The organism is Rhodobacter sp. CZR27 (assembly GCF_002407205.1).
Lineage (GTDB): Bacteria > Pseudomonadota > Alphaproteobacteria > Rhodobacterales > Rhodobacteraceae > Cereibacter_A.
In genome coordinates, this window is sequence record NZ_CP023548.1 from 776,400 (window position 1) to 797,989 (window position 21,590).

Sequence of the window (21,590 nt, forward strand, 5' to 3'; positions counted from 1 at the left end):
CGGCTGCTGAGGCGAAAGCGGACCTGCCGGAATGCCGAAGGGCGCGACGTTGCGCCGCGCCCTCCTGCAGGAAAAGATTCTCTTGTCCTCGACCTATTCCACGCGGTCGTCCTTGAAGGTCCGCCAGCCCGAGACGATGGTGGACAGCATCGACTGACGGGACATGATGTCCTCACGGATCGCGGCGTAGATGTGGATGATGGTGAAGATCACGATCGACCACATGCCGAGGTGGTGCAGCGTGTGCAGCCGCTGGCTGTTGCCCACGAGCCCCAGTACCCAGCCGAAGGCCTGATCATAGATCGAGCCCTGTCCCGCGCCCTCGGCGTAGAGCGCGAAGCCCGTCACGATCATGAAGGTCATGCCGAGCGTGATGAAGAAGAACATCGCCGCATGCGCCAGCGGGTTGTGGCCCACGTATTTCTTCGGCTGCGGCACAAGGAAGAGATACCACTTCAGCTCGAAGATCAGTTCCTTGATCCAGCGGCGGTTGTGGATCGGCAGCTTGAACATCTGCCTCGCGTGCACGTTGCCGAAGAAGGCCCAGATGATGCGGGCGGCGAAGGCGACCGTCAGCACCATTCCGGCGGCGAAATGGGCGAAGCGGATGTAGCCGAACAGGAACTGGTCCGTGGCCTCGGCCATCTCCATCGTCGGCAGGGGCGAGGCGATGAGATACCCCGTTCCCATCAGAATGAAGATCATCGCGGCATTGAGCCAGTGCCAGAGCCGGACGGGCACCTCGTAGACGTAGACCGAGGTCTTGTAGAAGATGCTCTCGATATCCTCGGGGCGTGCGGCGCCGGTCAGGCGCGCGGCCTCCAGCGGAACGGGCGCCTCGGGGTTCGGGATGTGGATCGTGACGACTTCGGTGTCCATCGCCATGACGTCACCCCGCCAGCATGAGAAGGCCCGCGCCCGCGATGGCGCCGCCCATCAGCTTCTGCGGCAGCCCGGCGCCCGCGCCGCGCGCCACCGCGATGCCCAGAAGGTGCAGGAGCGCCGTCGAGGCGAGGAAGCCCGCGAGATAGGCACCGGCCGCCCCGGTGGCCTCGGCAGCGTGCGCATGGCCATGGGCGGCGGCAAAGACCGCGATGCCGGCCAGCGGCAGCGCCACCCGGCCGCCCTTCTGCGAGAGGGCGACCAGCAGGCCCACGAGCAGGACCGAGGCCGCGATCCATGTCTCGACCGCGGGCAGCGCCACGCCGGCCCAGTCGAGGCCCGCGCCCGCCGTCATCGCGGCCAGGAAGCTCGCCGCGCCCGCCCAGACCTTGCGGGGCAGGGCGAAGCCCGACCAGAGCCCGACGCCCAGCATGGCGAGCAGGTGATCCGCCCCCAGCATCGGATGCAGGAAGCCGTGAGCAAGCCCCGAGGCGTCCCCATGCCCGGTATGGGCCATCGCGGGAGCGGCGAGGGCGGTCAGTGCGGTCGCAAGTGCCAGTTTCTTCATCGTTGTCCCTCCCTCAGCGGACCTTGACCGTGGTCAGTTCCTGACCGTCGGGCGACATGACATGGGTGGAGCAGGCCAGGCACGGATCGAACGAGTGCAGCGTCCTGAGGATCTCCACCGGCTCCTCCGGCCGCTCCATCTTGGTGTCGAGCAGCGAGGCCTCGAAGGCGCCGATGTTGCCGGCGGCATCGCGGGGCGAGCCGTTCCAGGTCGTCGGCACCACGCACTGGTAGTTCTCGATCCGGCCGTCCTTGATCTTCACCCAGTGGCCGAGCGCACCGCGCGGCGCCTCGGTCATGCCGACGCCCTTGCACTCGGAGGGCCAGGTCTTCGGCTCCCACTTCTCGACGTTCGCGGTCGAGCTGTCCCCGTTCTTGATGTTGGTGATCAGCTTGTCGAAGAAGTGCTTCTGCAGGCGCGTGCAGTATTCGGCTTCGAGCGCGCGGGCGGCAGTGCGGCCCAGCGTCGAGAACAGCGCGTTGACCGGCAGGTCCATGGTGCGTAGAAGCCCCTCGACCTGGTTCTTTATGTCCTCGTGCCCCTTGGCGTAGCCGATGATGTAGCGGGCGAGCGGGCCCACCTCCATCGCGTGGCCCTTCCAGCGCGGCGCCTTGATCCAGGAATACTTCGCCGCCTCGTCGAGTTCGAGGATGTTGGTCTTGGTGCCCTTGGCGTTGGCGCCCAGCTCGAACTTCGGCGCGGTCTCGCCGTCCCACGGGTGCAGCCCCTTGCCGGGCTCGCCGTAGGAATACCACGAGTGATCCACGAACTCCTGCACCTGCTCGGGGTCGCGGACGTCGACGTCATGCACCTCGCTGAGGTTGCCGTTGATGATCGCGCCGCGCGGCAGGTGCAGTTGCTCGGCCGAGAAGTCGTTCGGATGTTCGGGGATGTCGCCGTAGGCCAGCACCGACTTCGACGAGAGCCCGCCGCCATAGAGCCAGGTCTTGTAGAAGCCGCCGATGGCGACGACGTCGGGCAGGTAGACGTTGTTGGTGAACTCAATGCACTTGTCGATGATCGAGGAGACGAGGTTCAGCCGCTCCATGTTGATCGCGCCGACCGAGCCCACGCCGTCCAGGTTGATCGGGCAGGGCACGCCGCCCACCAGCCAGTTCGGATGCGGGTTCTTGCCGCCGAAGATGGTGTGGACCTTCACGATCTCCTTCTGAAGATCCAGCGCCTCGAGATAGTGGGTCGTGGCCATCAGGTCGGCCTCGGGCGGCAGCAGATAGGCCGGGTTGTCCCAGTAGCCGTTCTTGAACAGCCCCAGCTGACCCGATTCCACGAACTTCTTCAGCCTGTTCTGCACGTCGCGGAAATAGCCCGGCGAGGACATCGGATGGCTGGGCGAGACCGCCTGCTGCAGCTCCGAGGTGGCCTTGGGGTCCGCCCGCAGCGCGTTCACCGGGTTGACCCAGTCCAGCGCGTGCAGGTGGTAGAAGTGCACGATGTGGTCGTGGATCTGCAGGTTCAGCTGCATGATGTTGCGGATCGAGTTCGCGTTGTCCGGGATCCTGATCCCCAGCGCATCCTCGACCGCGCGGACGGAGGTCAGCGCGTGGGTGCCGGTGCAGACGCCGCAGATCCGCTCGGTGAAGGCCCAGGCGTCGCGCGGGTCGCGGCCCTTCAGGATCACTTCGAGGCCCCGCCACATCGTCCCGGTCGAGACGGCGTTGCGGATGATGCCCTGATCGTCCACGTTCACTTCGCAGCGCATGTGGCCTTCGATCCGGGTCACCGGGTCCACCACGATGCGGCGGCCGGTATTGTCCAGGTTGAAACCGTTGGGTGTCGCGACCATGGATCAGGCCTCCGTCTTTTCGTTGGTCTGCTTGTCCTGCGTCTTCTTCTGCGCGCGTTTCAGCGCGCTTGCCGCCACATGCAGGGCCACGCCGGCGCCGAGCGCGCCCACGGCGGTCATGCCGATGGTGTCGGCGTTCGCCTCGACGCCGAACTGCTTGATGGTGGTCAGCCGGTCATAGAACGAGCCCTGATCCCAGAAGCCATCCTCGGAACAGCCGATGCAGCCGTGGCCCGACTGGATCGGGAAGCTCACGCCCTCGTTCCAGCGCACGGTCGAGCAGGCGTTGTAGGTGGTCGGGCCCTTGCAGCCCATTTTATACAGGCAATAGCCCTTCTTCGCGTAGTCGTCGTCCCACGCCTCGACGAACTGGCCGGCGTCGAAATGCGGGCGGCGGTAGCACTTGTCGTGGATGCGCTGGCTGTAGAACATCGCCGGGCGGCCCTGGCGGTCCAGTTCCGGCAGCCGGTCGAAGGTCAGCATGTAGGTGATGACGCCGGTCATGACCTCGGCGATGGGCGGGCAGCCCGGCACCTTGATGATCGGCTTGTCGAGGATGACCTTGTGCACCGGCACCGCCCGCGTCGGGTTCGGCGCCGCCGCCTGCACGCAGCCGTAGGAGGCGCAGGCGCCCCACGAGATGATGGCCTTCGCGTGCTCGGCCGCCATCTTCAGCTGCTCGACGAAGGGCTTGCCGCCGATGATGCAATACATCCCGTCCTCGTTCAGCGGCGGGTTGCCCTCGACCGCGAGGATGTAGTTGCCCTTGTATTTCTCGATCGTGTCCATCAGCGCGGCTTCGGCCTGATGCCCCGCCGCCGCCATCAGCGTGTCGTCGTAGTCGAGCGAGATCATCGACAGCACGACGTCCTTGGCCAAGGGGTGCGCCGCGCGGATGAAGCTTTCCGAGCAGCAGGTGCATTCGAGCCCGTGGACCCAGATCACCGGCGTCCGCGGCTTCGTTTCCATCGCATGGGCGATCTTCGGCACGAACGAGGGGCCAAGCCCCAGCGCCGCCGCGGTGAGCGAGCAGTATTTCATGAAGCTGCGCCGGGTGATCCCCTGCCGGCGCATGACATCATAGAAGGTTTCGATCTGGGGCAACGGGTCCTCCCTTCGCTTGCGGCACCGGATGCCGCTGGCCTTCGCGCGCGGCAGGCGTGCCGCTGGCTCTGTATGCCAAGGAATGCGCAAGGGTCGCGCCCTGGGGCAAAAGAAATGTGCGACGAGGGGAGAATTAGGTCAAACCGTTCTGGATGAATGGAAAAACCGCCGTTCGAGGGGTGGTGTCGGAATACCGACAGGAAAGGCTCTATCCAGAGTTAAAGGCGGGCGGTCACGGTGCTTCCGCCGCGCCGATTTGCCGCGCCGCAGCAACGAGAGCCTGCCCGAGCGCGAGGCCCCCGTCGTTCGCGGGCACGGCGCGATGGCACAGCACCGGCACGCCCGGAAGCTCGGCAAGGCAGGCCGCAACGAGGCGCGCGTTCTGGAAGCAGCCGCCCGTCAGCGCCACGGCGCGCGCGTGCCCGCCCTCGACCAGCGCGCGGGCCGGGGCGCAGAAGGCGCGGGCCAGTCCGCGGTGGAACCGGTCCGAGATCCTGCCCGGTGGAGCCCCCTCCTGCAGGTCGCGCGCAAGTGCGCGGAACATCGGCGCGGGATCGAGCCCGTCGAAGGGGTAGGGCGGGCCGTCCCCGTCCAGCGCCTCGAGCCGCATGGCGGCCTCGCCCTCATAGCTCTGGCGTGTCGCCGCGAGGCCGAGGCAGGCGGCCACCGCATCGAAGAGCCTGCCCGCCGAGGAGGAGGCCGGGGAGTTCACCCCCCCGGCCACCGCCCGCCGCAGCACGTCGCGGGGGAGGTCGGGGAACAGCCGGTCGGCAAGGTCCGGAAGTCCCGCCGCGTCCAGCCGCATCAGCGCGTTGCGCCACGGTTCCCGCGCCGCGGCCTCGCCGCCGGGCAGGGGGGCTGGGGCCAGATGCGCCACGCGCTCGAAGCCGCGATAGTCGCCCAGCAGCAGCTCACCGCCCCAGATCGTGCCGTCCGTCCCCAGTCCGGTCCCGTCCAGCACCACCGCGGCCACCGGACCCGCGTCCAGCGGCCAGAGCGCATCGCCCAGACAGGAGGCGAGGTGGGCGTGGTGGTGCTGCACCTTTTCCACCGGAAGGCCCATCGCAAGGCCGGCCTGCGTGGCGCGGTAGCCGGGGTGCAGGTCCACCGCCACCACCTCTGCCCGGTGGTCGAACAGGCTCGCATGATCGCCAATGGCGCGCTCGAACTCCTCAAAGGTTAGCGCATCGTCCAGATCGCCCAGATGGTGCGACAGCAGTGCCTGCCCGTCCTTCAGAAGGCAGATCGCGCCCTTCATCTGCCCGCCGAGCGCCAGAACCTGTGGCGCGTTCCCGAAGCCCTCCGGCAGCGGCAGTGTCCCCGGCGCCCGGCCGCGCGCCCGCCGCAGCACCATCGGCGGGCGGGCGCGCTCCACGCTGTCGTCCAGCCGCCGCACGATCTCGCGGTCATGCATCAGGAATGCATCCACGAAGCCCGAGAGCTTGGCCCGCGCCTCGTCGTTGCCGATCACCTGCGGCTCGCCCGAGAGGTTTCCGGAGGTCATCACCAGCGGCCCGCCGAAGGCATCGACCAGCAGATGGTGAAGCGGTGTCGCCGGCAGCATCAGCCCCAGCGTCGTCAGGCCGGGGGCCACGCCGCCGAGCAGCGTGCCGCGGCTGCGCACCAGCACCACGGGTGCCGCCGGATCGCGCAGCAGTGCCCGCTCGGCCTCTGAAAGCTCGGCCAGTTCGTCCAGCATCCGCTCGGCCGCCATGATCGCGAAGGGTTTCCCCGGCCGCCGCTTGCGGCTGCGCAGCAGCGCGACCGCCGCGGGGTCACGGGCATCGCAGGCAAGATGGAAGCCGCCCAGCCCCTTCACCCCCAGCACGCCGCCCTGCCGCAGGATCGCCACGGCCCCGGCCACGGGATCGCCCGGAACCTCGGCGCCCGCCGCTTCCAGCCAGAGGTGCGGCCCGCAGGCCGGGCAGGCGATGGGCTGGGCATGGAAACGGCGGTCGGCGGGGTTGCCGTATTCCGCGCGGCAGTCCTCGCACATCCCGAAGACCGCCATCGAGGTCTGCGCGCGGTCGTAGGGCAGGCCGCGCAGGATGGTGAAGCGCGGCCCGCAATGGGTGCAGTTGGTGAAGGCATAGCCGCGCCGGCGGCCCTCGCCTCGGATCTCGGCCAGACAGTCGGGGCAGGTGGCGGCGTCCGGCGTGACCCGGGTGGCCACGGCCCCGCCGCCGCTGCCGGCAATGCGGAAGGCGCAGGCCGGAACCCGCGCGGTCCGGGTCTCGACCGCATCGACCCGCGCGAGCGGCGGCGCCTTGGCGCGGAGGTCGCGCAGGAACCCGTCGAGCCCCTTGCCCGCGGCCCGGATAAGAACGCCCTGCGCGTCGTTCAGCACTTCTCCCTTCAGCTCGCCCGCGCGCGCCAGTTGCCAGACGAAGGGACGGAAGCCCACGCCCTGCACCTGCCCGCGCACCCGGACCTCGATCCCGTCGCAGAGCGGCTCGTCCGGGTGGCGGTCGCCCTGGGGGCGGGGGGGGACCTTGGCCATCAATGGACCGTGCAGACCATGCAGGGGTCGAAGCTGCGCACGACATGCTGGACCGCGACGGGCGTGGTCTCGCCCGGTCGGACCGGCGCCCCGACAAGGGCGGCCTCCAGCGGCCCCGGCACGCCCTCCGCGTCGCGCGGGCTGAAGTTCCAGGTGGTCGGCGCCACGATCTGATAGGAGGCGATCACCCCGCGCCGGATGCGCAGCCAGTGGCCGAGGGCACCGCGCGCAGCCTCGACGAGGCCCGCGCCCACACCCGACTCCGCCGTCGCCCCCGGCGCCGCCATGAAGCGCGCTGCGGGGTCGATGCCCTGCGCCAGCCGCTCCATCAGGATCTGCGTGCGGGCCAGTTCGAGCAGCCGCCCGGCCACGCGCGCCAGCACGCCCCCCTGCCGCGCAAGGTCCTGCGCCAGCGGATGGCCGTCCACCACCTGCCGGGCCAACGCGCCGGTCTCCATCGGCAGGCCGCCCAGCCGGGGCGCCTTGCACCAGCTGTAGGCCGCCTCGCGCATCTCCTCGTCCGGGACGGTCTGGCCCTCCTCGGGATGGGCAGTGGGTCCCAGCATCCAGGAATGGCTCAGATCCTCGCGGATCAACGAGGCGTCGAGCGGGCGGAGGCCGTCCTCCCACACCCCCGCCGCGAAGGCAGGGCCGGCGTCGGTCGGATAGGCGCCGAAGCTGAGATAGCGCCCCTCTCCGCGCCCGAGGCTCGCAAGATCCAGATCCGCCGCTATCCCGAGGAAGACCTCCGCGTCGCCGCCCGTCCAGCGCATCAGCGCGACCTCCGAGGCAAGCTCGGCAAAGGCTTCCACTGGCGCTCCGAACAGCACGCGTTCCAGATAGCGGCGGAAGCCGCGCAGGCTCGCCAGGATGCGCACCTTGTCATTCGCGCCCGGTGCCCGCGTCACGCCGCCCGGCTGCACCGCCAGCGTGTGCGGCCACTTCCCGGCGAGCAGCCCGAGGATGTGCATCAGCTCGGCCCGCGCCGCCACCGCCTCGCGTTGGGCGCTGCCTTCCATCGCGGTAAAGCGTTCGACCGCGCGGGCATGCCAGGTTCGCCCGGCATAGGCCGGGCGCGCGAAATCGGGCATGAAGAACAGGTTGAAATGGGTCAGGTGGTCCGCCGCGTTCTCGACCGCGTGGATCAGCGCCGCGACCCGTGCGCCGTCGGGCGTGGGTTCCACCCCCGTCGCGGCCCCCAGCGCACGGGCGGCGGCCATCGACTGGCTGATCGAGCAGATGCCGCAGATCCGCGGCGTGATGGTCAGCGCGTCGCGCGGATCGCGCCCCTCCAGCATCCGTTCGAACCCGCGGTAGAGCGGGGCGTTCACCCGGGCGAGGCTGACCCTGCCCTCGGAGATTTCCAGATGAACCTCCAGATCGCCTTCGACCCGGTTGAACGGGCCGACCACCAGCTTCGTCATCGCTTTGGCGCCCTCAGGGTCGGTGGCACCGCGATCCGGTCGGCGGTGGCGTTGGTGCGGATGCGCTCGGGAGTCGCGGCCTTGGAAAGGCTGGCCAGCGCCATGAACCAGGCCTTCGGCATGTCCGCCGGAAGGCCCACCGGGATGCCGCCGATCTTCGGCGTCTCGGCGTAAGGGTGGCGCGGCTCCTCGAACTCGGGCGCGGTGCAGGCGATGCAGGCGTATCCCCCGGCGGTGCAGGAGCCGCCGCCGTTCCACGGCCGGATGTTGCAGTCGCCCACGGCCTGGGTGCCGATGCAGCCCATGTGCTCCATCATGCAGCCGATCTCGCCCGGGACGCGGGCGCTGGCCTTGTATTCGTAGTATTCGTTCTTCGGACAGCCGTGATGGACGAGGTGATCGGCATAGAAGCGCGGCCGCCCGAAGCGGTCGAGGTCGGCGGCGCCCAGAGCGCCCGCAGCCAGCAGCATCAGCGTCTCGGTCACCCAGCCGGGGTGTGTCGGGCAGCCGGCCACGTTGATCACCGGAAGGCCCGTGCGGTCGCGGAACTCGGGTGGCAGCACGCCGCCGGGATGGGCGCCCTCGTATTGCAGGCCGACCGCATCCGAGGGGTTGCCGCCCGCGCTGGTCATCCCGCCATAGGCCGCGCAGGTGCCGACGGCCACCACATGCCCGGCCAGCGGTGCGAGTCGCCGCACCGCCTCGAGCATCGACAGGCCGAGGCCCGCCAGCATCTGGTAGCGCCCGGTCCCGCGCGGCCCGCGCGCGATCGCGCCTTCGACGCAGAGGATGTCGAGCGGCACATCCCCGCCCTCGATCCGGCGCAGGATCTCGCGCACCTCCTCGCCCGTCTCCACCGACAGCGCGGGATGCCAGAGGAACCGCAGCCCCGCGCCGTCCAGCGTGTCGAACAGGCCGGGCGCCTCGGCGCAGAGCAGCGACATGGTGCAGCCGCCGCATCCGGAGGCCTGAAGCCAGAGGATGTTCATCGTCCCTCCCGGTCCAGCGGCAGTTCCAGCCGGAAGCATGCGCCCGGGCCATTCTCGCACAGCACGAGCCGCCCGCCATGCTCTTCGGCGATCTTGTGCGAGATCGGCAGGCCGAGGCCCGTGCCGCGTCCCACCGCCTTCGTGGTGAAGAACGGATCGAAGATCGCCTGGTGTAGCGCCTCGGGCACGCCGGGGCCATTGTCGCGCACCGACAGCACCGCGAGCGCGAGATCCCCCTCGGTCGCGTGGTCGATCACCACCTTCGGATCGGCGACCTCCTCGACCGCATCCAGCGCGTTCTGGACAAGGTTCATCACGACCTGCTGGATGTGCCCCGGCCGTCCCCTGACGGCGAGCGAGGCGAGACCCGTCACCGCCACCTCGACCGGCCGCCGGGAGCCGCGCCGCACCCAGGCGGCGGCGATCCGCGTCACCGTCACCAGATCGAAGACCTCCATCTCGCCCGACCCCTCGGAGGACAGCCGGCGCAGGTCCTCGACGATGTCGCGCACCCGCTCGGCACCCTCGCGCGCGCCGCGTACCGCGTCGCGCAGGTTGCGGACCTCGCGATCGAGCTTCAGGTCCTCGCGCAGCCGCATCAGCGCCTCACGCGTTGCGCCGGCCTGCACCTGCTGGAAATACTGCTCGAACTTCGCCGCGTAGCGTTCCAGCGCATGGGCATTGGCATAGACGAAGCTGATCGGGTTGTTCAGCTCGTGCGCCACCCCCGCGAGCAGCCGGCCCAGCGAGGCGAGCTTCTCGTTGCGCACCAGCAGCGCCTGCGCCGCCTTCAACTCGTCGTGGCTGGCGGCAAGCTCGGCATAGGCCTGCCGCAGTTCCGCCACCGACCGCCCGGTGAGCACCAGGCCCGCCGCACGCCCCCGCTCGTCGAATCTCGGCGACAGCGACAGTTCGACCGCACTCGGCCCCTCGGGCGTGAGCAGACCCGCCTCGATGGTCACCGGCGCGCGACGCTCGACCGCCACGCGCATCGCCTCGGCGAGGGCCGGGCGGTTTGCCGCCGCGAACAGCTCCACGGCCGGGCGATCGCACAACGCGGCGCGCGGCAGCCGGGCACGGGCCGGGACCGAGGCCGAGACCTCCTCGATCAGCCCCGAGCGCGAGACGACGATGAGGATGTCCGAGACCGAGGCCAGCACCGAGGCATGGAACGAGCGCAGCTTCTCGAGTTCGGCATTCTGGTGCTCCAGCCGCTCCTGATAGTCCACGAGGTCGGCATAGGTCCGGTCGACGGCCGAGAGCACGTCCATCCAGACCGAGTCGGGAACCTCCCCCTCGCGCGGGGCGTGAGTCTTCGCCATGGATGCCTCCGGGCCGCCATCATAGCGACGCCGGCCGCCGGAGCAAAGCGCACGAGTCGAGGGCCGCACTCCGCGCGGCGAACGGCCCGCATTCCGCTCCCGAGGTCCGGCCTGCGACAGGGCCGTCGGGTGCGATGGTCGGCCGTCGCGGGTTGAGCGGCCGGTTCCGCCACCCTTGCAGGCCGCGGACGCTCCCGGCTCTTACCTCTGCGCCACGCGGGACCGCCTTGTCGCCCCAGGGCCGGATGACCTTGCTTCGAACTTCACTCAAAGGCCCGCCTTTTCGGGGACGGCGGTTAGGCTCCCCTTTACTCCCGGCGGCAAGAGTGGCGGGGCGCATCTCCCGAGGCGGCGTGGAAGCGGCGGGGCCGTGAACCACGGGGTCAGAACGACTCGACGTGCCGCAAGTGCCTGCGGCGAAACCCAACGACGCCGAGCGTCCATTCGAAAGGTGACAGCAATGTCCAGCATCCTGACCAACAACGGCGCCATGGTCGCGCTGCAGACCCTCAGGTCGATCAACTCCAACATGGGAAAGGTCCAGAGCGAGATCTCGACCGGCAAGGCCGTCGGGTCCGCAAAAGACAACGCTGCCGTCTGGGCCATCTCGAAAGTCATGGAGTCCGACGTCAAGGGCTTCGAAGCTATCTCGAGCAGCCTTTCCCTGGGTGAAACAACCGTCTCGGTTGCAACGAAAGCGGCCGAAACGGTCACGGACCTTCTCACGCAGATCAAGGGCAAGATTACGGCGGCCCAAGAGTCCAACGTCGACCGCGAGAAAATCCAGACGGATGTCGTGCAGCTGCGCGACCAGATCTCCGCCGTGGTCGGGGCTGCCCAGTTCAACGGCCTCAATCTCGTTGACAATTACACGACGAAGAGCGTGCTGGGCTCGCTCGACCGCTCGTCGACGGGCGTGAAGGCGACCAACATCGATGTGGCCAGCAACGATCTGACGTTGCGAACCGAGGTTTATGGAAACACCTCAGCCCGAACCGGCCAGGCAACCGTGACCGCAATCGGCGCATTGGCCGCTCAGACGAACGCGGTCGCTGGGACGGACGTGACCATTACCGGGACCGCATCCGCCGATACCACCGCGTCCATGAACTTCACGATTGGTAACAATAGCTTCAGCGTCAGCGTTCTGGTGAACAATGGGGAAGCGGCAGCAGCCGTCGCGACAAAGTTCCAGACTGCCATTGCTCAGAATCAGGACCTCGTCGCTCTTGGCGTCAAAGCCACGGCGAACGCTGCCGCCGTCGAGATTCGCTTGACTGGCGAGGCTCGAGCTTTGGGCGCAGCCGTCTCCGGCAGCGGTGCGGGTCCCGGTATCACGGTTCCTGCAGCCACGGCGACCATTGCGTCCAGCGTGGCCACTGGAACGATCGGTACCGGCACGATTCAGGATGGCGACAGCTTCCGGATGACCTATGGCGGGAAGAACTTCGAATACGTCGCGCACGAAGGTTCCACGCGCGACGATGTTCTCGCAGGTCTTGCTAGCAAGATCAACGACGATACCGGGTTCTTTGCCCGCGTCAGCGCCAATGGGCAAAACGTCGAAGTCACCTCGACCGGAACTGCGGCCGTTGCGGCGGGCAGTGGTGCGCAACATTCCGGCGGGACAGCCGGTGGCGGTCTGGAAGATCTGATGAAGCTGAGTGTTTCGGATTTCTCCAGCCTGTACGGGGGTACCAACGGAACCACCGCGTTCAACAACCTAACTGATGCCGAGAAAGAAGTCGTCATTCAGGACAGTCTGGACAAGTCCCTGGAAGACATCGAGTCGATGATCCAGTACGCTGTCGATAGCGCTGCGCAATTCGGCTCCGTTCAGGGCCGGATCAAGATCCAGTCGGATTTTGTCAGCGGGCTGACCGACTCTTTGAAAGCGGGCATCGGAAGTCTGGTCGACGCCGACATGGAAGCAACTTCGGCCAAGCTGCAGGCGCTGCAGGTCCAGCAGCAACTGGCCACCCAGTCGCTCTCGATCGCGAACCAGGCACCGCAGAACCTTCTGTCGCTGTTCCGCTAAGTCCTGCGGGCCGGAGCAAAACGCTCCGGCCCTCCCGGTAGGGCAAGATGCTCCCAGACATGGAAGGACAGAACGTGAATGCTTCCACGATGGCCCGGAACGCCTACGGCGCGGGTCAGGGTTCGGCGCGCACGCCGCGATCCACCGAATACGCGCTGCTGGCGAAGGTCACCGCCCGGCTGAAGGAGGCGGACAAGCGCGATCCGCTCGCCTTCCCCGCCCTCGCGCAGGCGATCGAGCAGAACCGCAAGCTCTGGCTCCGGTTCGCGATGGACGTGGCCCATCCCGACAACGGCCTGCCGCGCGACCTCCGCGCGCGGATCTTCTATCTCTACGAGATCGTCCAGCAGCACTCGGGCAAGGTGCTTGCACGCACGGCCGACACCGAGCTGCTGATCGACATCAACACCGCGGTGATGCGCGGCCTAGCCGGGCAGAGGGGCGGATCATGAGCGGCCTCGTCCTGAGACTGGGGCCGGGCGAGCGGGTGATGATCAACGGCGCGGTGATCGAGAACGGCGACCGCCGCTCGCGCATCACCATCGTGACGCCGAACTCTGTCATCCTGCGCCAGCGCGACGCCATCCGCCCCGAAGAGGCCAACACCCCGGTGCGGCGGCTCTGCTACATGGCCCAGCTGGTCCTGTCGGGCGACGCGACGTTCGAGGACATGAAGCCGCAACTGCTGCGCGGGATCGAACAGCTCAGTCAGGTCCTGAGGGATCCGGACAGCCGGGCGCAACTGGGCCTGGCAACGGCTGCGGTGCTCGAGGGCCAGCACTACCAGATCCTGAAGGCGCTCCGCAGCCTGTTGCCACGCGAGGCGCGGTTGCTGGCCGCGGCGGGCGGGCACTGATGGGCTTCCAGCCGATTCTTCCCATGTCGGGATATGTCGGCTGGCGCTTCCTCGAACGGACCATCGAGCGCCAGCAAGAAACCCATGACAAGTCTCCGCAGATCCGGCAGGATCTGGACTACTTCGCGGCAAAGATCGGAAACGTCCGGACGGCCGAGGATCTCGTCTCGGACTACCGGTTGCTCAAGGTGGCGCTCGGAGCCTTCGGCCTCGAGGAGGCCATCGACGGCAAGGCCCTGATCCGCAAGGTTCTGACCGACGGGTCGAGCAGCAAGGATGCGCTTGCCAATAGGCTGTCGGACAAGCGCTGGCTCGCGCTCGCCAAGGCCTTCGGCTTCGATTCGGCGGAGGGGGCGCAGACCACGGCCGCCGGATTCGCCGACCGGCTGTCCGCGCAATACCGCACGCGCAGCTTCGAAACTGCCATCGGCGAACTCGACGGGAACATGGGCCTCGCTCTCGGCTTCGACCGGGAGGTGACGGCGCTCGCTGCCCAGAATTCGAGCGATGTGGCCAAGTGGTACGGCATCCTGGGCTCCACCTCGATGCGGGCGGTGTTCGACGGTGCGTTCGGCCTGCCGAAGAGCTTCGCCTCCCTCGACCTCGACCGGCAGCTGGAAGTCTACAGGGAAAAGTCCGAGGCCATGTTCGGTGACAGCTCGCCCTCGCAGTTCGCCGATCCCGACGTCCGCGACAAGCTGATCAAGACCTTCCTGATCCGCGCAGAGACGGAGGCTTCCGGCGGCTACAGTCCCGGCCGGATCGCCCTGACCCTGCTCCAGGGATGATGCGCCTGTCTCGTGGTCCAGTCGTAAGCGCCTCGCCGATACCCTACGCGGCTTGGCTTGACGTCTTCGGGAAGTGCCACAGCATCAGGTCTTCGATCCGGCTTGCCGGGTGACCGTCGAGGATCGCGCGCAGGGTTTCGGCGATATAGCTCACCGGGTTCACGTCGCTCATCTTGCAGGTGGCCACGCGCGAGGCGAGCATTGCCCGGTTCTCGGCGCCGACCTCGTGACCGGCGAACAACGCACTCTTCCGCGTGAGGCCCCCCTGCGGATCTGGTTCTTGACCGGGTTGGTGTCCATCTCCAGCCGTCCGTCGTCGAGGAACCGGACCAGGCCCGGCCAGACGCCGAGGGTGTAGTGGATGTCCTCCGCCAGCTTTGAGGACCGTGGGATGCGGGAGAGCTGCGCCTCGAGCCAGGGACGGAACGCAATGCCGATCGGTGCCGACAATTCCTGGCGGGTGGCCCGCCGGATCTCGGGCGCCTGGCCGCGGACGGAGGCCTCGATCGCGTAGAGCTGGGCGATCTGGCGCAGGGCTTCCGCGACGATGGGGGAGCCGTCGCTCTGCAGCCGCTTCACGAAGCGGCGGCGGACATGGGTCCAGCAATGGACGAGAAGCCAGGAGCCCTCGGGACGAACGGCTTCCGTCAGCTTCCCATAGGCCTCGAAGCCGTCGCACTGCAGGAAACTGCCCGCGATAGCCCTCGAGGAACCGCAGGGCGTGAACGGCACCGCGACCGGGCGCATGGTGGAGTGAGGGCACGACTGCCATCGGTCGGAAGGAGTGCCCGAACGATGATGGGCGGCCCGGCCGCGCCATGACCACGGTCGTCGGACACGATGGCCCAGAAGAAGCCGGTCCTGGTCCTTCGTCGGCCGGGATCGAGCACCGGCGCCGTCGTTTCATCCATGAACAGGCGGTCGGCGGCCTTCAGATGCCAGCGCAGGTGCTCGTCGATCGGCCGGAGGTGGAAGCAGGCGCGGCCGACCCGGTTGCCCAGGGTCGCGCGATCCAGGTTGATGCCTTGGCGGGTATGGATCTCGGCCTGCCGGTAGAATGGCAGGCGGTCGCCGAACTTCGCGACGATGACCTGAGCGATCAGCGGTGAGCCATTGATGCGCCATCGGTCCGAGCACAATGGCGAACGTCGGCAGGTCGCCGGGCACGACATGTTCCGGCGCATGCGCCTGAACCACCGCGCCCGAGCAGCGCCGGCAGGCGTAGCGCGGCCGCCGCGTCACCAGCACCCGCAGTTGTGCCGGCACCAGATCGAGCCGTTCGGAGCCTCGTCGGGGAAACGGTCCACTGGACCGTTTCCTGATCCTCCTCCACCTCCCCGATCTTCGCCATCTTCCCGCAGCCGCGTCGCCATTGTCGCTCGGACCAATGGCGCTTCCAATGGCGACCAGAGCGTGCTGGGCGGCTCGATCACCCGTTCGATCCGCGGGAGGTGCGCTGGCAGATGCCCGCGGTTGCGCCTCGCCGGGCGCTCCGCGTTCGTGCCCGACCCCTTCAGGGTGCGTCGAGCCTTCTCCTGCGCGGCCTCCAGGATGCCCTGGGCGATCTCACTCGCCGTCGCCGGTGGGGCTCAGTCCAATGGCGCCTCCACCGGCAACTCCTCGGACCGATGGCGGACAATGGCTCGTTCTTCCAGCGGCAGGTTGAACTGCTCCGGATCGAGCTTCTCGGTCGCAGGTCCAAAGGGCTCGCGGCGCAGCTCGCCGATGATGCTCTCCAGCCGCCGCTGCGCCTCCACCGCATCCGCCAGCGCCGCCTCGGTCTGGGCGAGGCGGGCCTTCAGAAGCGTGTTCTCGGCAGTAAGCGCGTGATCATTCATACATAATATCAAGCACATGGCGGCCTTCCGCACCACGCCGGATGCCCGCCACGAGTCCTTCCGTCGCAGCTATCCTGCCACCTGCGGGCGCCGCTCGGCATCGGGCCGGACCATCCGCAAGTCCACTCGTCGGGCGGTCCTTCCACTGGAAGGCCCGCTGATCCTCCTCATCTCGAACAGGGCCGAGACCTGCGCCGGCGACAGCTTCATCACCCCGTCGCGCACCCCCAGCGCTTCACGCGTTCATTCCTTCGATCCGTCCACCGGACGGATCGATCCCTTCGGGACCGGTCTTCACCCAGAGGAACTTTCCGCCTTCCAGCCGCTTGTGGACCAGCACCAGCCCGGTCCGGTCCCAGACAAGCACCTTGATCCGGTCGGCGCGCTTCGAGCGGAACACGAAAGCCGCTCCGCAGAACGGGTCGAGTCCCAGGATCTCCTGCACCGCGAGCGCCAGCCCGTCCATGCCCTTGCGGAAATCCATCGGCCGCGTCGCCACGAACACCCGCAGTTACCCGTTCGGCGCAATCATCGCGCCGCCATGCGGGCCGCCCGGATCACCCGGACCAGATGGGCTTCGTCGATGTGCTGGCTTGCGCGGATCGTGATGCCATCCACGACGAGTGCGACAACGCCCCCCTCCGACATGGCCGCTGGGGCCAAGCGCGCGACGTCCGGATCGACCACGACCGCCGCGAAGACAGATCGCGGCCCCACCTCGGCCGGAAGCGCCAGCAGCCCCTTGGCCAGACGTCGGCGCCAGTCGTAGATCTGCCACCGCGTCGTCCCGTATCGCCGTGCAACATCGGCGACATGAACGCCGGGGCGGTAACTCTCGGAGGCGATCCGGGCCTTCTCCTCATCGCTCCAGCGCCGCCGACCCGACGAACCCTCGACCACCTCGAGCCGCCCCGCAAATCCAACCGGCGAGCCGTCCATTTTGACGTCCACTCCCGTGAAAACACCCGATCATTTGCACGTTCGGATGTTCGCCGGCAGGAGGGGATCGGCTGGGCCCTTACGTCCAGTCCGCGCGGCACCTCCAATCGCTGGTGTGAGACGCCGCGCGCGCCATATCTGGCGCGTGATGCGGCCGCGTACCACCTGTTGTCGGCAAGGATCGGGCTGAGGAGGCTGAAGCCGATACCAGGCTTGGGCGGATCTGCCAACCGGGATGCCGGAGGCCGATACTCACAAGCTGCGCGGCCTTGGGTTCAGCTTTCCCCAGCGGCGCAGGAACTGGCCTCGGGTGCCGCGTGTCGGGGAGGTGCTGATGGAAGCCCTAGCACTTTTCGGCAAGTCATCGCGCACTGGCTTGATAATCTGGTGGAGCCGAGGGGGATCGAACCCCTGACCTCGTCATTGCGAACGACGCGCTCTCCCAACTGAGCTACGACCCCAACGAGGCGCTATCTCGCCCAAGGAGCGGGGGATGTCAAGGGCAGTTCCGCAGGAATCTGCCCGCCCCTTCAGCGTCCCGCCACATCGTCAAAGCGATAGCGGAAGCGACCGATGTCCTCGGCGCAGAGCCGCCCGAGCAGGTCGGCATCCGCATCGTTGTAGTAGCCGCGCCAGTCGATCAGCCGTGTCGATTCGTTGGTGCGGGGCAGGGGGGACAGGCGGAAGCCAAGATGGGCCTCGAACGGCGCGAGATCGGCCTCGAGATGCTCAAGCCGGGCATAGAGGCTCGACCGTTCCACCCCGTGCCGGTCCCGCATGTAGGCAGAGGCCGGCCAGAGGCGAAAGGCCGTCCGGGTCTGGGGATGGTTCAGAAAGCCTGAGAAATCGTGGGATTTCGCAAGTCCGACGGCGGGATGGGCGAAGCTCTGGCCGCGCAGCCAATGGTAGTAGCTCAGGGCCCGGTCCCAGGGGTTGCGCACGATCGCCAGCGTGAAGAAGCCTGCGATCTCCTCGTCGCTCACCAGCCCCGCGACATCAGCGAGCGTCGAGTGCTTCCACATCCGCCCCTGCGCCTTCACGCCGCGCAAGCGGGCCCGGCGCGCCCGGGCCTTCGGCGTGTCTCCCAGCAGCAGGTCGTCCTTCAGGGCCCGCTTCTCGAGCGCGAGCGACAGGGCCGTGCCGCCCGTCTTGGGGATGTGGACGAAGATGAACCGCCGCCCGCGCGAGATGATCATGCCGCGTCGCCCCGGATCCCGTGCCGGCAGTGGAGCCGGGCGCCAAGGCCGTCCGCGGGGGCTCGATGCCCCCAAGGACGGCACCCTCCCCGCGGGCTGACGTTCTGCCGGGATCGGGGCGCGCCTTGCATCGACTCAGACCGGGTTGGGGAGGGCGCGGCCCTCGGCAAAGGCCACAAGGTTCGCGACCGCCATCATCCCCATCGCCTCGCGCACCTCCAGCGCCGCCGTCCCGAGATGGGGCAGCAGCGTCACGTTCTCCATCGCCACCAGCGCCGCCGGCACCTGCGGCTCGAACTCATAGACGTCGAGGCCGGCGCCCGCGAGGCGTCCCGCCTGAAGCGCCTCGATCAGTGCCGTCTCGTCGACGATGTCGCCGCGCGCGATGTTCACCAGAATCGCCTCCGGGCGCATCTGGCGCAGGGCGCGCGCGTCGATCAGGTGATGCGTTTCGGGCGTGGCGGGAACGGCCACCACCACCACATCCGCCAAGAGCGCCTCGTCAAGGCTCACCTGCCGCGCCGGAACGCCCGGATCGGCCACGACGGAGCGGTTGAAGAAGGTTACCTCCATCCCGAACCCCGCGTGGCAGCGCCTGGCGATGGCCTTGCCGATCCGCCCCATTCCGATGATGCCGAGCCGGCGCCCTGTGACATGCAGGCCCAGCATATGCGTCGGATGCCAGCCGTCCCAGCGTCCCGCGCGCAGCATCCGCTCGCCCTCGCCGGCACGACGCGCGGTCATCAGGATCAGGGTGAGCGCGATGTCCGCCGTCGCGTCGGTGACGGCCCCCGGCGTATTCGTCACCACAAGGCCCGCGGCCCGCGCCGCCGCCACGTCGATGTGGTTGGTGCCGACCCCGAAGTTGGCGAGAATCCGGGCCCTCGGGCGCGGCACATCCGCGAAGACGTCGCTTCGGAACAGGTCGCCCAGCGTCGGCAGCACCGCGTCATGCTCCGCCAGCGCCTGCCGCAACTCCGACGGCGACAGCGGCCTCGTGCTGTCACGCAAGGTGACGTCGAAACGGGCGCGGGCCGCGTCGACGACCCGGTTAGGAAGGGGGCGGGTGATCAGCAGCTTCAATAAAGCCTCCCGCCCTCGGGCACCTCGTGGCCCGGTCCGACGAGCACGACCTCGCCCTCGGCATCCGGCACGCCCAGCACAAGCACCTCCGACAGGACCTTGCCGATCTGGCGAGGCGGGAAGTTGACCACCGCCAGCACCTGCCGTCCGACCAGCCCCTCGGGCGCGTAGTGCCGCGTGATCTGCGCGGAAGACCGCTTCTCGCCGATCTCCGGCCCGAAATCGACCCAGAGTTTCAGCGCGGGCTTGCGCGCCTCGGGGAAGGGCTCGGCCCGGGTGATGCGTCCCACGCGGATGTCCACCTTCGCGAAGTCGTCCCACGAGATCATTGCGCGAGTTCCCGTCCACGGTCGGCGGCGGCCTTCACCGCGCGGCGCAGAAGCGGGGCGAGGCCGGTTTCGGGCTCCATGAGCACGGCCAGCGCGGCGGCGGTGGTGCCGCCCGGCGAGGTCACGTTGATGCGCAACTGCGCGGCGCTCTCGCCCGCACGATACGCGAGTTCCCCGGCGCCGGTCACGGTGCCGCGGGCAAGGGTCATGGCCAGCTCCGGGCTGAGCCCCTCGGCCTCGCCGGCTGCTGCCAGGGCCTCGATCATGTGGAAGACATAGGCGGGCCCCGAGCCCGAGACGGCCGTGACCGCATCCATCTGGTGCTCGCCCTCCAGCCGGACCACCTGCCCGACCGCCGACAGCAGGCGCTCCGCCAGTGCCATCTGCTCCTCGCTGGCCGAGGCATTGCCGGTGATGGCGGTGATGCCGCGCCCCACCGCGGCGGGGGTGTTCGGCATGGCGCGGATCACCGGCGTCTGTTCCCCCAGCGTCCGCTCGTAGAAGGCGATGGGCGTTCCGGCGGCGACGGTCAGGAACAGCGTCGTGCCGTTGCCGAAGCCCGCCAGCGTCGGCAGGGCATCCGCCATGATCTGCGGCTTCACCGCGACCAGCACCACCGCGGGCGCGGCGGGCAGCGGCTGGTTCAGGTGCAGCCCGCGCGCGGCGAGGCCCTTCAGCCAGTCGGAGGGCTGCGGGTCGGTGACCCAGACGGAATTGAGCGCCAGTCCGCGGCCCAGCCAGCCTTCCAGCAGCGCCGAACCCATCTTCCCGCAACCCAGAAGCACCAGCCCCCGGCGGCCAAGATCGACAAGATCCATTCTTTCCCCCGTGTCTGCGGGGGAGAGACTAGGCCCGGCCGTAGGCCTCTGCAATGGCGACATTGATCGCGTCGGCGGCGGGGCTTTCCGCCCAGGACACCATCTGGAACGCGGGATAGAACCGCTCGCAGGCCATCACGGCCGAGGCGATCAGCCGGTCGATCTGCTCCGAGGTCGCGGTCTGCCCACCCGACAGCAGCAGGCCATAGCGCCAGACCATCAGCTTCTGGTCCGTCCAGTAGGTGAAGGCGCCGGTCCAGACGAGGTCGTTGCAGCGGTTGAGCAGGTCGTGCAGTTCCGCCATCCGGTGCGTCGGAGGCTCCATCTCGAAGGTGCAGATCAGCCGCAGGGTCTCGTCCTGCGGCGACCACGCCAGGGTGAGCGAGTAGGTGCGCCACTGCCCCTCGACCGCCATGGCGATCTGGTCCTCGGTCACCCGGTCGAATTCCCAGTCATGGTGTTCGGCAAGCGTCTCGACGATGTCGATCGGGTGGATCTCGTCGGAGGAGAGGTAGGTCTCGGATAGCGACATTTGCCCGGGCCTCGTCATTGAGCCGCTTGCAGGATGGTCACCCACAAGAAGCTGGGTGTGCGGCAAGGGACGGCGTTGCCTGCCACCGGCCCTTACTAGATATGGTGTGGCCAAAGCGGAACCCTGTAAAGCGGTTTCTCGCAAATCTTCTGTGGACAAAGGGCGCCAAGCGCGCGGAAAGCCGAATTCCGGCCTGCGGGCGACAAGGGAAAAGGGCGCGCGGTCGGGCAGGACCCCTACCGGGGGGCCGGCCGGGTCAGGGTCCGGGATCATGCCGGCCGGACCGGGGCGTGGGGGCAGCGGCGGTTGGCCCGCCGTCGGCGTCAGGGCCGGCCGGACGCCGCCGGGGCGTCCAGCCATTCGTAGATCTCGGGCGCGGCCGATGCGTGGCAGCCCGAGCAGGACTTGCCGCAGGCCATGGGTGCGCAGGCGAGGCGGCGCACCTTGCCCTTGCCGATCCAGTGGCCGAGCATTCCGCGCATGGCCTCGGGATCGCTGCGGAAACGGTGGGCGAGGTCGGTGAGACTCGCCTGGCCGCGTTCCTGCAGATAGCTGCGGAGATCGAGCAGCAGCATCGCCT

At 68.4% G+C, this 21,590-nt stretch carries 20 protein-coding genes, 1 tRNA gene and 1 pseudogene; 4 read left to right on the forward strand and 18 right to left on the reverse strand.

The window, feature by feature from the left end; genetic code table 11:
* Window positions 1–93: 93 nt before the first annotated feature.
* The 8 genes from cybH to CK951_RS04020 all read right to left on the reverse strand — a co-directional run bounded on the left by cybH (window position 94) and on the right by CK951_RS04020 (window position 10,593).
* Window positions 94–879 (reverse strand): Ni/Fe-hydrogenase, b-type cytochrome subunit, encoded by a 786-nt coding sequence (cybH, locus tag CK951_RS03985; protein ID WP_096787155.1) that lies wholly within the window; start codon window positions 877–879, stop codon window positions 94–96.
* A gap of 10 nt (window positions 880–889) precedes the next feature.
* Window positions 890–1,450: a HupE/UreJ family protein gene (locus CK951_RS03990; protein ID WP_096784923.1), complete on the reverse strand. Its 561-nt coding sequence runs from the start codon at window positions 1,448–1,450 to the stop codon at window positions 890–892.
* A 13-nt stretch (window positions 1,451–1,463) separates the two neighbouring features.
* Window positions 1,464–3,254: a nickel-dependent hydrogenase large subunit gene (locus CK951_RS03995; protein ID WP_096784924.1), complete on the reverse strand. Its 1,791-nt coding sequence runs from the start codon at window positions 3,252–3,254 to the stop codon at window positions 1,464–1,466.
* Window positions 3,255–3,257: 3 nt separating this feature from the next.
* Complete coding sequence (locus tag CK951_RS04000; protein WP_096784925.1) at window positions 3,258–4,358, reverse strand: hydrogenase small subunit; 1,101 nt, start codon at window positions 4,356–4,358, stop codon at window positions 3,258–3,260.
* A gap of 232 nt (window positions 4,359–4,590) precedes the next feature.
* Window positions 4,591–6,858, reverse strand: a complete 2,268-nt coding sequence (gene hypF, locus CK951_RS04005) for a carbamoyltransferase HypF (protein WP_096784926.1) — start codon at window positions 6,856–6,858, stop codon at window positions 4,591–4,593.
* A complete protein-coding gene (locus CK951_RS04010; protein WP_096784927.1) occupies window positions 6,858–8,282 on the reverse strand; it encodes a nickel-dependent hydrogenase large subunit in 1,425 nt (474 codons plus the stop codon). Before CK951_RS04010 ends, hypF begins: the two co-directional genes overlap by 1 nt.
* Complete coding sequence (locus CK951_RS04015) at window positions 8,279–9,271, reverse strand: HupU protein (RefSeq protein ID WP_096784928.1); 993 nt, start codon at window positions 9,269–9,271, stop codon at window positions 8,279–8,281. The genes CK951_RS04010 and CK951_RS04015 overlap by 4 nt, the downstream gene beginning before the upstream one ends.
* Entirely contained in the window at window positions 9,268–10,593 is a 1,326-nt protein-coding gene (locus CK951_RS04020; protein ID WP_096784929.1) for a sensor histidine kinase, read from the reverse strand. The genes CK951_RS04015 and CK951_RS04020 overlap by 4 nt, the downstream gene beginning before the upstream one ends.
* A gap of 460 nt (window positions 10,594–11,053) precedes the next feature.
* On the opposite strand from CK951_RS04020, the gene CK951_RS21870 reads away from it, so the two are divergent.
* Genes CK951_RS21870 through CK951_RS04040 form a run of 4 tightly spaced genes read left to right on the forward strand, consistent with a single transcriptional unit; the run spans window position 11,054 to window position 14,275 of the window.
* Window positions 11,054–12,631 (forward strand): flagellin, encoded by a 1,578-nt coding sequence (locus CK951_RS21870; protein WP_096784930.1) that lies wholly within the window; start codon window positions 11,054–11,056, stop codon window positions 12,629–12,631.
* Window positions 12,632–12,690: 59 nt separating this feature from the next.
* The gene (gene flaF, locus CK951_RS04030) at window positions 12,691–13,083 is read left to right on the forward strand and encodes a flagellar biosynthesis regulator FlaF (protein WP_394341561.1); all 393 of its coding nucleotides are present in this window, start codon (window positions 12,691–12,693) and stop codon (window positions 13,081–13,083) included.
* Window positions 13,080–13,487: a flagellar biosynthesis repressor FlbT gene (gene flbT / locus CK951_RS04035; protein WP_096784931.1), complete on the forward strand. Its 408-nt coding sequence runs from the start codon at window positions 13,080–13,082 to the stop codon at window positions 13,485–13,487. The genes flaF and flbT overlap by 4 nt, the downstream gene beginning before the upstream one ends.
* Before the next feature lie 23 nt (window positions 13,488–13,510).
* The gene (locus CK951_RS04040) at window positions 13,511–14,275 is read left to right on the forward strand and encodes a DUF1217 domain-containing protein (RefSeq protein ID WP_232520676.1); all 765 of its coding nucleotides are present in this window, start codon (window positions 13,511–13,513) and stop codon (window positions 14,273–14,275) included.
* 43 nt (window positions 14,276–14,318) lie between these two features.
* Here CK951_RS04040 and tnpC read toward each other — a convergent pair.
* From tnpC to CK951_RS04085, 10 genes and pseudogenes are all read right to left on the reverse strand, one after another.
* A pseudogene (gene tnpC, locus CK951_RS04045) lies at window positions 14,319–16,113 on the reverse strand (IS66 family transposase).
* A 235-nt stretch (window positions 16,114–16,348) separates the two neighbouring features.
* Window positions 16,349–16,618 (reverse strand): IS66 family insertion sequence element accessory protein TnpB, encoded by a 270-nt coding sequence (gene tnpB, locus CK951_RS20930; RefSeq protein ID WP_198402400.1) that lies wholly within the window; start codon window positions 16,616–16,618, stop codon window positions 16,349–16,351.
* A 23-nt stretch (window positions 16,619–16,641) separates the two neighbouring features.
* Complete coding sequence (gene tnpA, locus CK951_RS20935; RefSeq protein ID WP_157764500.1) at window positions 16,642–17,052, reverse strand: IS66-like element accessory protein TnpA; 411 nt, start codon at window positions 17,050–17,052, stop codon at window positions 16,642–16,644.
* Between the two features lie 385 nt (window positions 17,053–17,437).
* A tRNA-Ala gene (locus CK951_RS04055) sits at window positions 17,438–17,513 on the reverse strand.
* 69 nt (window positions 17,514–17,582) lie between these two features.
* On the reverse strand, window positions 17,583–18,248 hold the full coding sequence (locus CK951_RS04060) for a sulfotransferase family 2 domain-containing protein (protein ID WP_096784933.1): 666 nt from the start codon (window positions 18,246–18,248) through the stop codon (window positions 17,583–17,585).
* 135 nt (window positions 18,249–18,383) lie between these two features.
* Entirely contained in the window at window positions 18,384–19,331 is a 948-nt protein-coding gene (locus tag CK951_RS04065) for a D-glycerate dehydrogenase (protein WP_096784934.1), read from the reverse strand.
* Window positions 19,328–19,660: a tRNA-binding protein gene (locus CK951_RS04070; protein ID WP_096784935.1), complete on the reverse strand. Its 333-nt coding sequence runs from the start codon at window positions 19,658–19,660 to the stop codon at window positions 19,328–19,330. Before CK951_RS04070 ends, CK951_RS04065 begins: the two co-directional genes overlap by 4 nt.
* Entirely contained in the window at window positions 19,657–20,478 is an 822-nt protein-coding gene (gene proC, locus CK951_RS04075; RefSeq protein WP_096784936.1) for a pyrroline-5-carboxylate reductase, read from the reverse strand. The genes CK951_RS04070 and proC overlap by 4 nt, the downstream gene beginning before the upstream one ends.
* A gap of 28 nt (window positions 20,479–20,506) precedes the next feature.
* Window positions 20,507–21,010 carry a YbjN domain-containing protein gene (locus CK951_RS04080; protein WP_198402401.1) on the reverse strand — a complete coding sequence of 168 codons (504 nt, stop codon included), beginning with the start codon at window positions 21,008–21,010 and terminating at the stop codon, window positions 20,507–20,509.
* A gap of 323 nt (window positions 21,011–21,333) precedes the next feature.
* Window positions 21,334–21,585 carry a FeoC-like transcriptional regulator gene (locus CK951_RS04085; protein ID WP_096784938.1) on the reverse strand — a complete coding sequence of 84 codons (252 nt, stop codon included), beginning with the start codon at window positions 21,583–21,585 and terminating at the stop codon, window positions 21,334–21,336.
* Between the last annotated feature and the right edge of the window lie 5 nt (window positions 21,586–21,590).

Bases quoted from the DNA above. Each gene is read 5' to 3' on its own strand.
- CK951_RS21870 (WP_096784930.1), top strand. From the start codon at position 11,054: ATGTCCAGCATCCTGACCAACAACGGCGCCATGGTCGCGCTGCAGACC.
- CK951_RS03995 (WP_096784924.1), bottom strand. From the start codon at position 3,254: ATGGTCGCGACACCCAACGGTTTCAACCTGGACAATACCGGCCGCCGC.
- CK951_RS04010 (WP_096784927.1), bottom strand. From the start codon at position 8,282: ATGACGAAGCTGGTGGTCGGCCCGTTCAACCGGGTCGAAGGCGATCTG.
- flbT (WP_096784931.1), top strand. From the start codon at position 13,080: ATGAGCGGCCTCGTCCTGAGACTGGGGCCGGGCGAGCGGGTGATGATC.
- hypF (WP_096784926.1), bottom strand. From the start codon at position 6,858: ATGGCCAAGGTCCCCCCCCGCCCCCAGGGCGACCGCCACCCGGACGAG.
- CK951_RS04080 (WP_198402401.1), bottom strand. From the start codon at position 21,010: ATGTCGCTATCCGAGACCTACCTCTCCTCCGACGAGATCCACCCGATC.
- tnpA (WP_157764500.1), bottom strand. From the start codon at position 17,052: ATGGACGGCTCGCCGGTTGGATTTGCGGGGCGGCTCGAGGTGGTCGAG.
- CK951_RS04070 (WP_096784935.1), bottom strand. From the start codon at position 19,660: ATGATCTCGTGGGACGACTTCGCGAAGGTGGACATCCGCGTGGGACGC.
- flaF (WP_394341561.1), top strand. From the start codon at position 12,691: ATGGAAGGACAGAACGTGAATGCTTCCACGATGGCCCGGAACGCCTAC.
- CK951_RS04040 (WP_232520676.1), top strand. From the start codon at position 13,511: ATGTCGGGATATGTCGGCTGGCGCTTCCTCGAACGGACCATCGAGCGC.
- CK951_RS04085 (WP_096784938.1), bottom strand. From the start codon at position 21,585: ATGCTGCTGCTCGATCTCCGCAGCTATCTGCAGGAACGCGGCCAGGCG.
- CK951_RS04020 (WP_096784929.1), bottom strand. From the start codon at position 10,593: ATGGCGAAGACTCACGCCCCGCGCGAGGGGGAGGTTCCCGACTCGGTC.
- CK951_RS04015 (WP_096784928.1), bottom strand. From the start codon at position 9,271: ATGAACATCCTCTGGCTTCAGGCCTCCGGATGCGGCGGCTGCACCATG.
- CK951_RS04060 (WP_096784933.1), bottom strand. From the start codon at position 18,248: ATGATCATCTCGCGCGGGCGGCGGTTCATCTTCGTCCACATCCCCAAG.
- cybH (WP_096787155.1), bottom strand. From the start codon at position 879: ATGGACACCGAAGTCGTCACGATCCACATCCCGAACCCCGAGGCGCCC.
- CK951_RS03990 (WP_096784923.1), bottom strand. From the start codon at position 1,450: ATGAAGAAACTGGCACTTGCGACCGCACTGACCGCCCTCGCCGCTCCC.
- proC (WP_096784936.1), bottom strand. From the start codon at position 20,478: ATGGATCTTGTCGATCTTGGCCGCCGGGGGCTGGTGCTTCTGGGTTGC.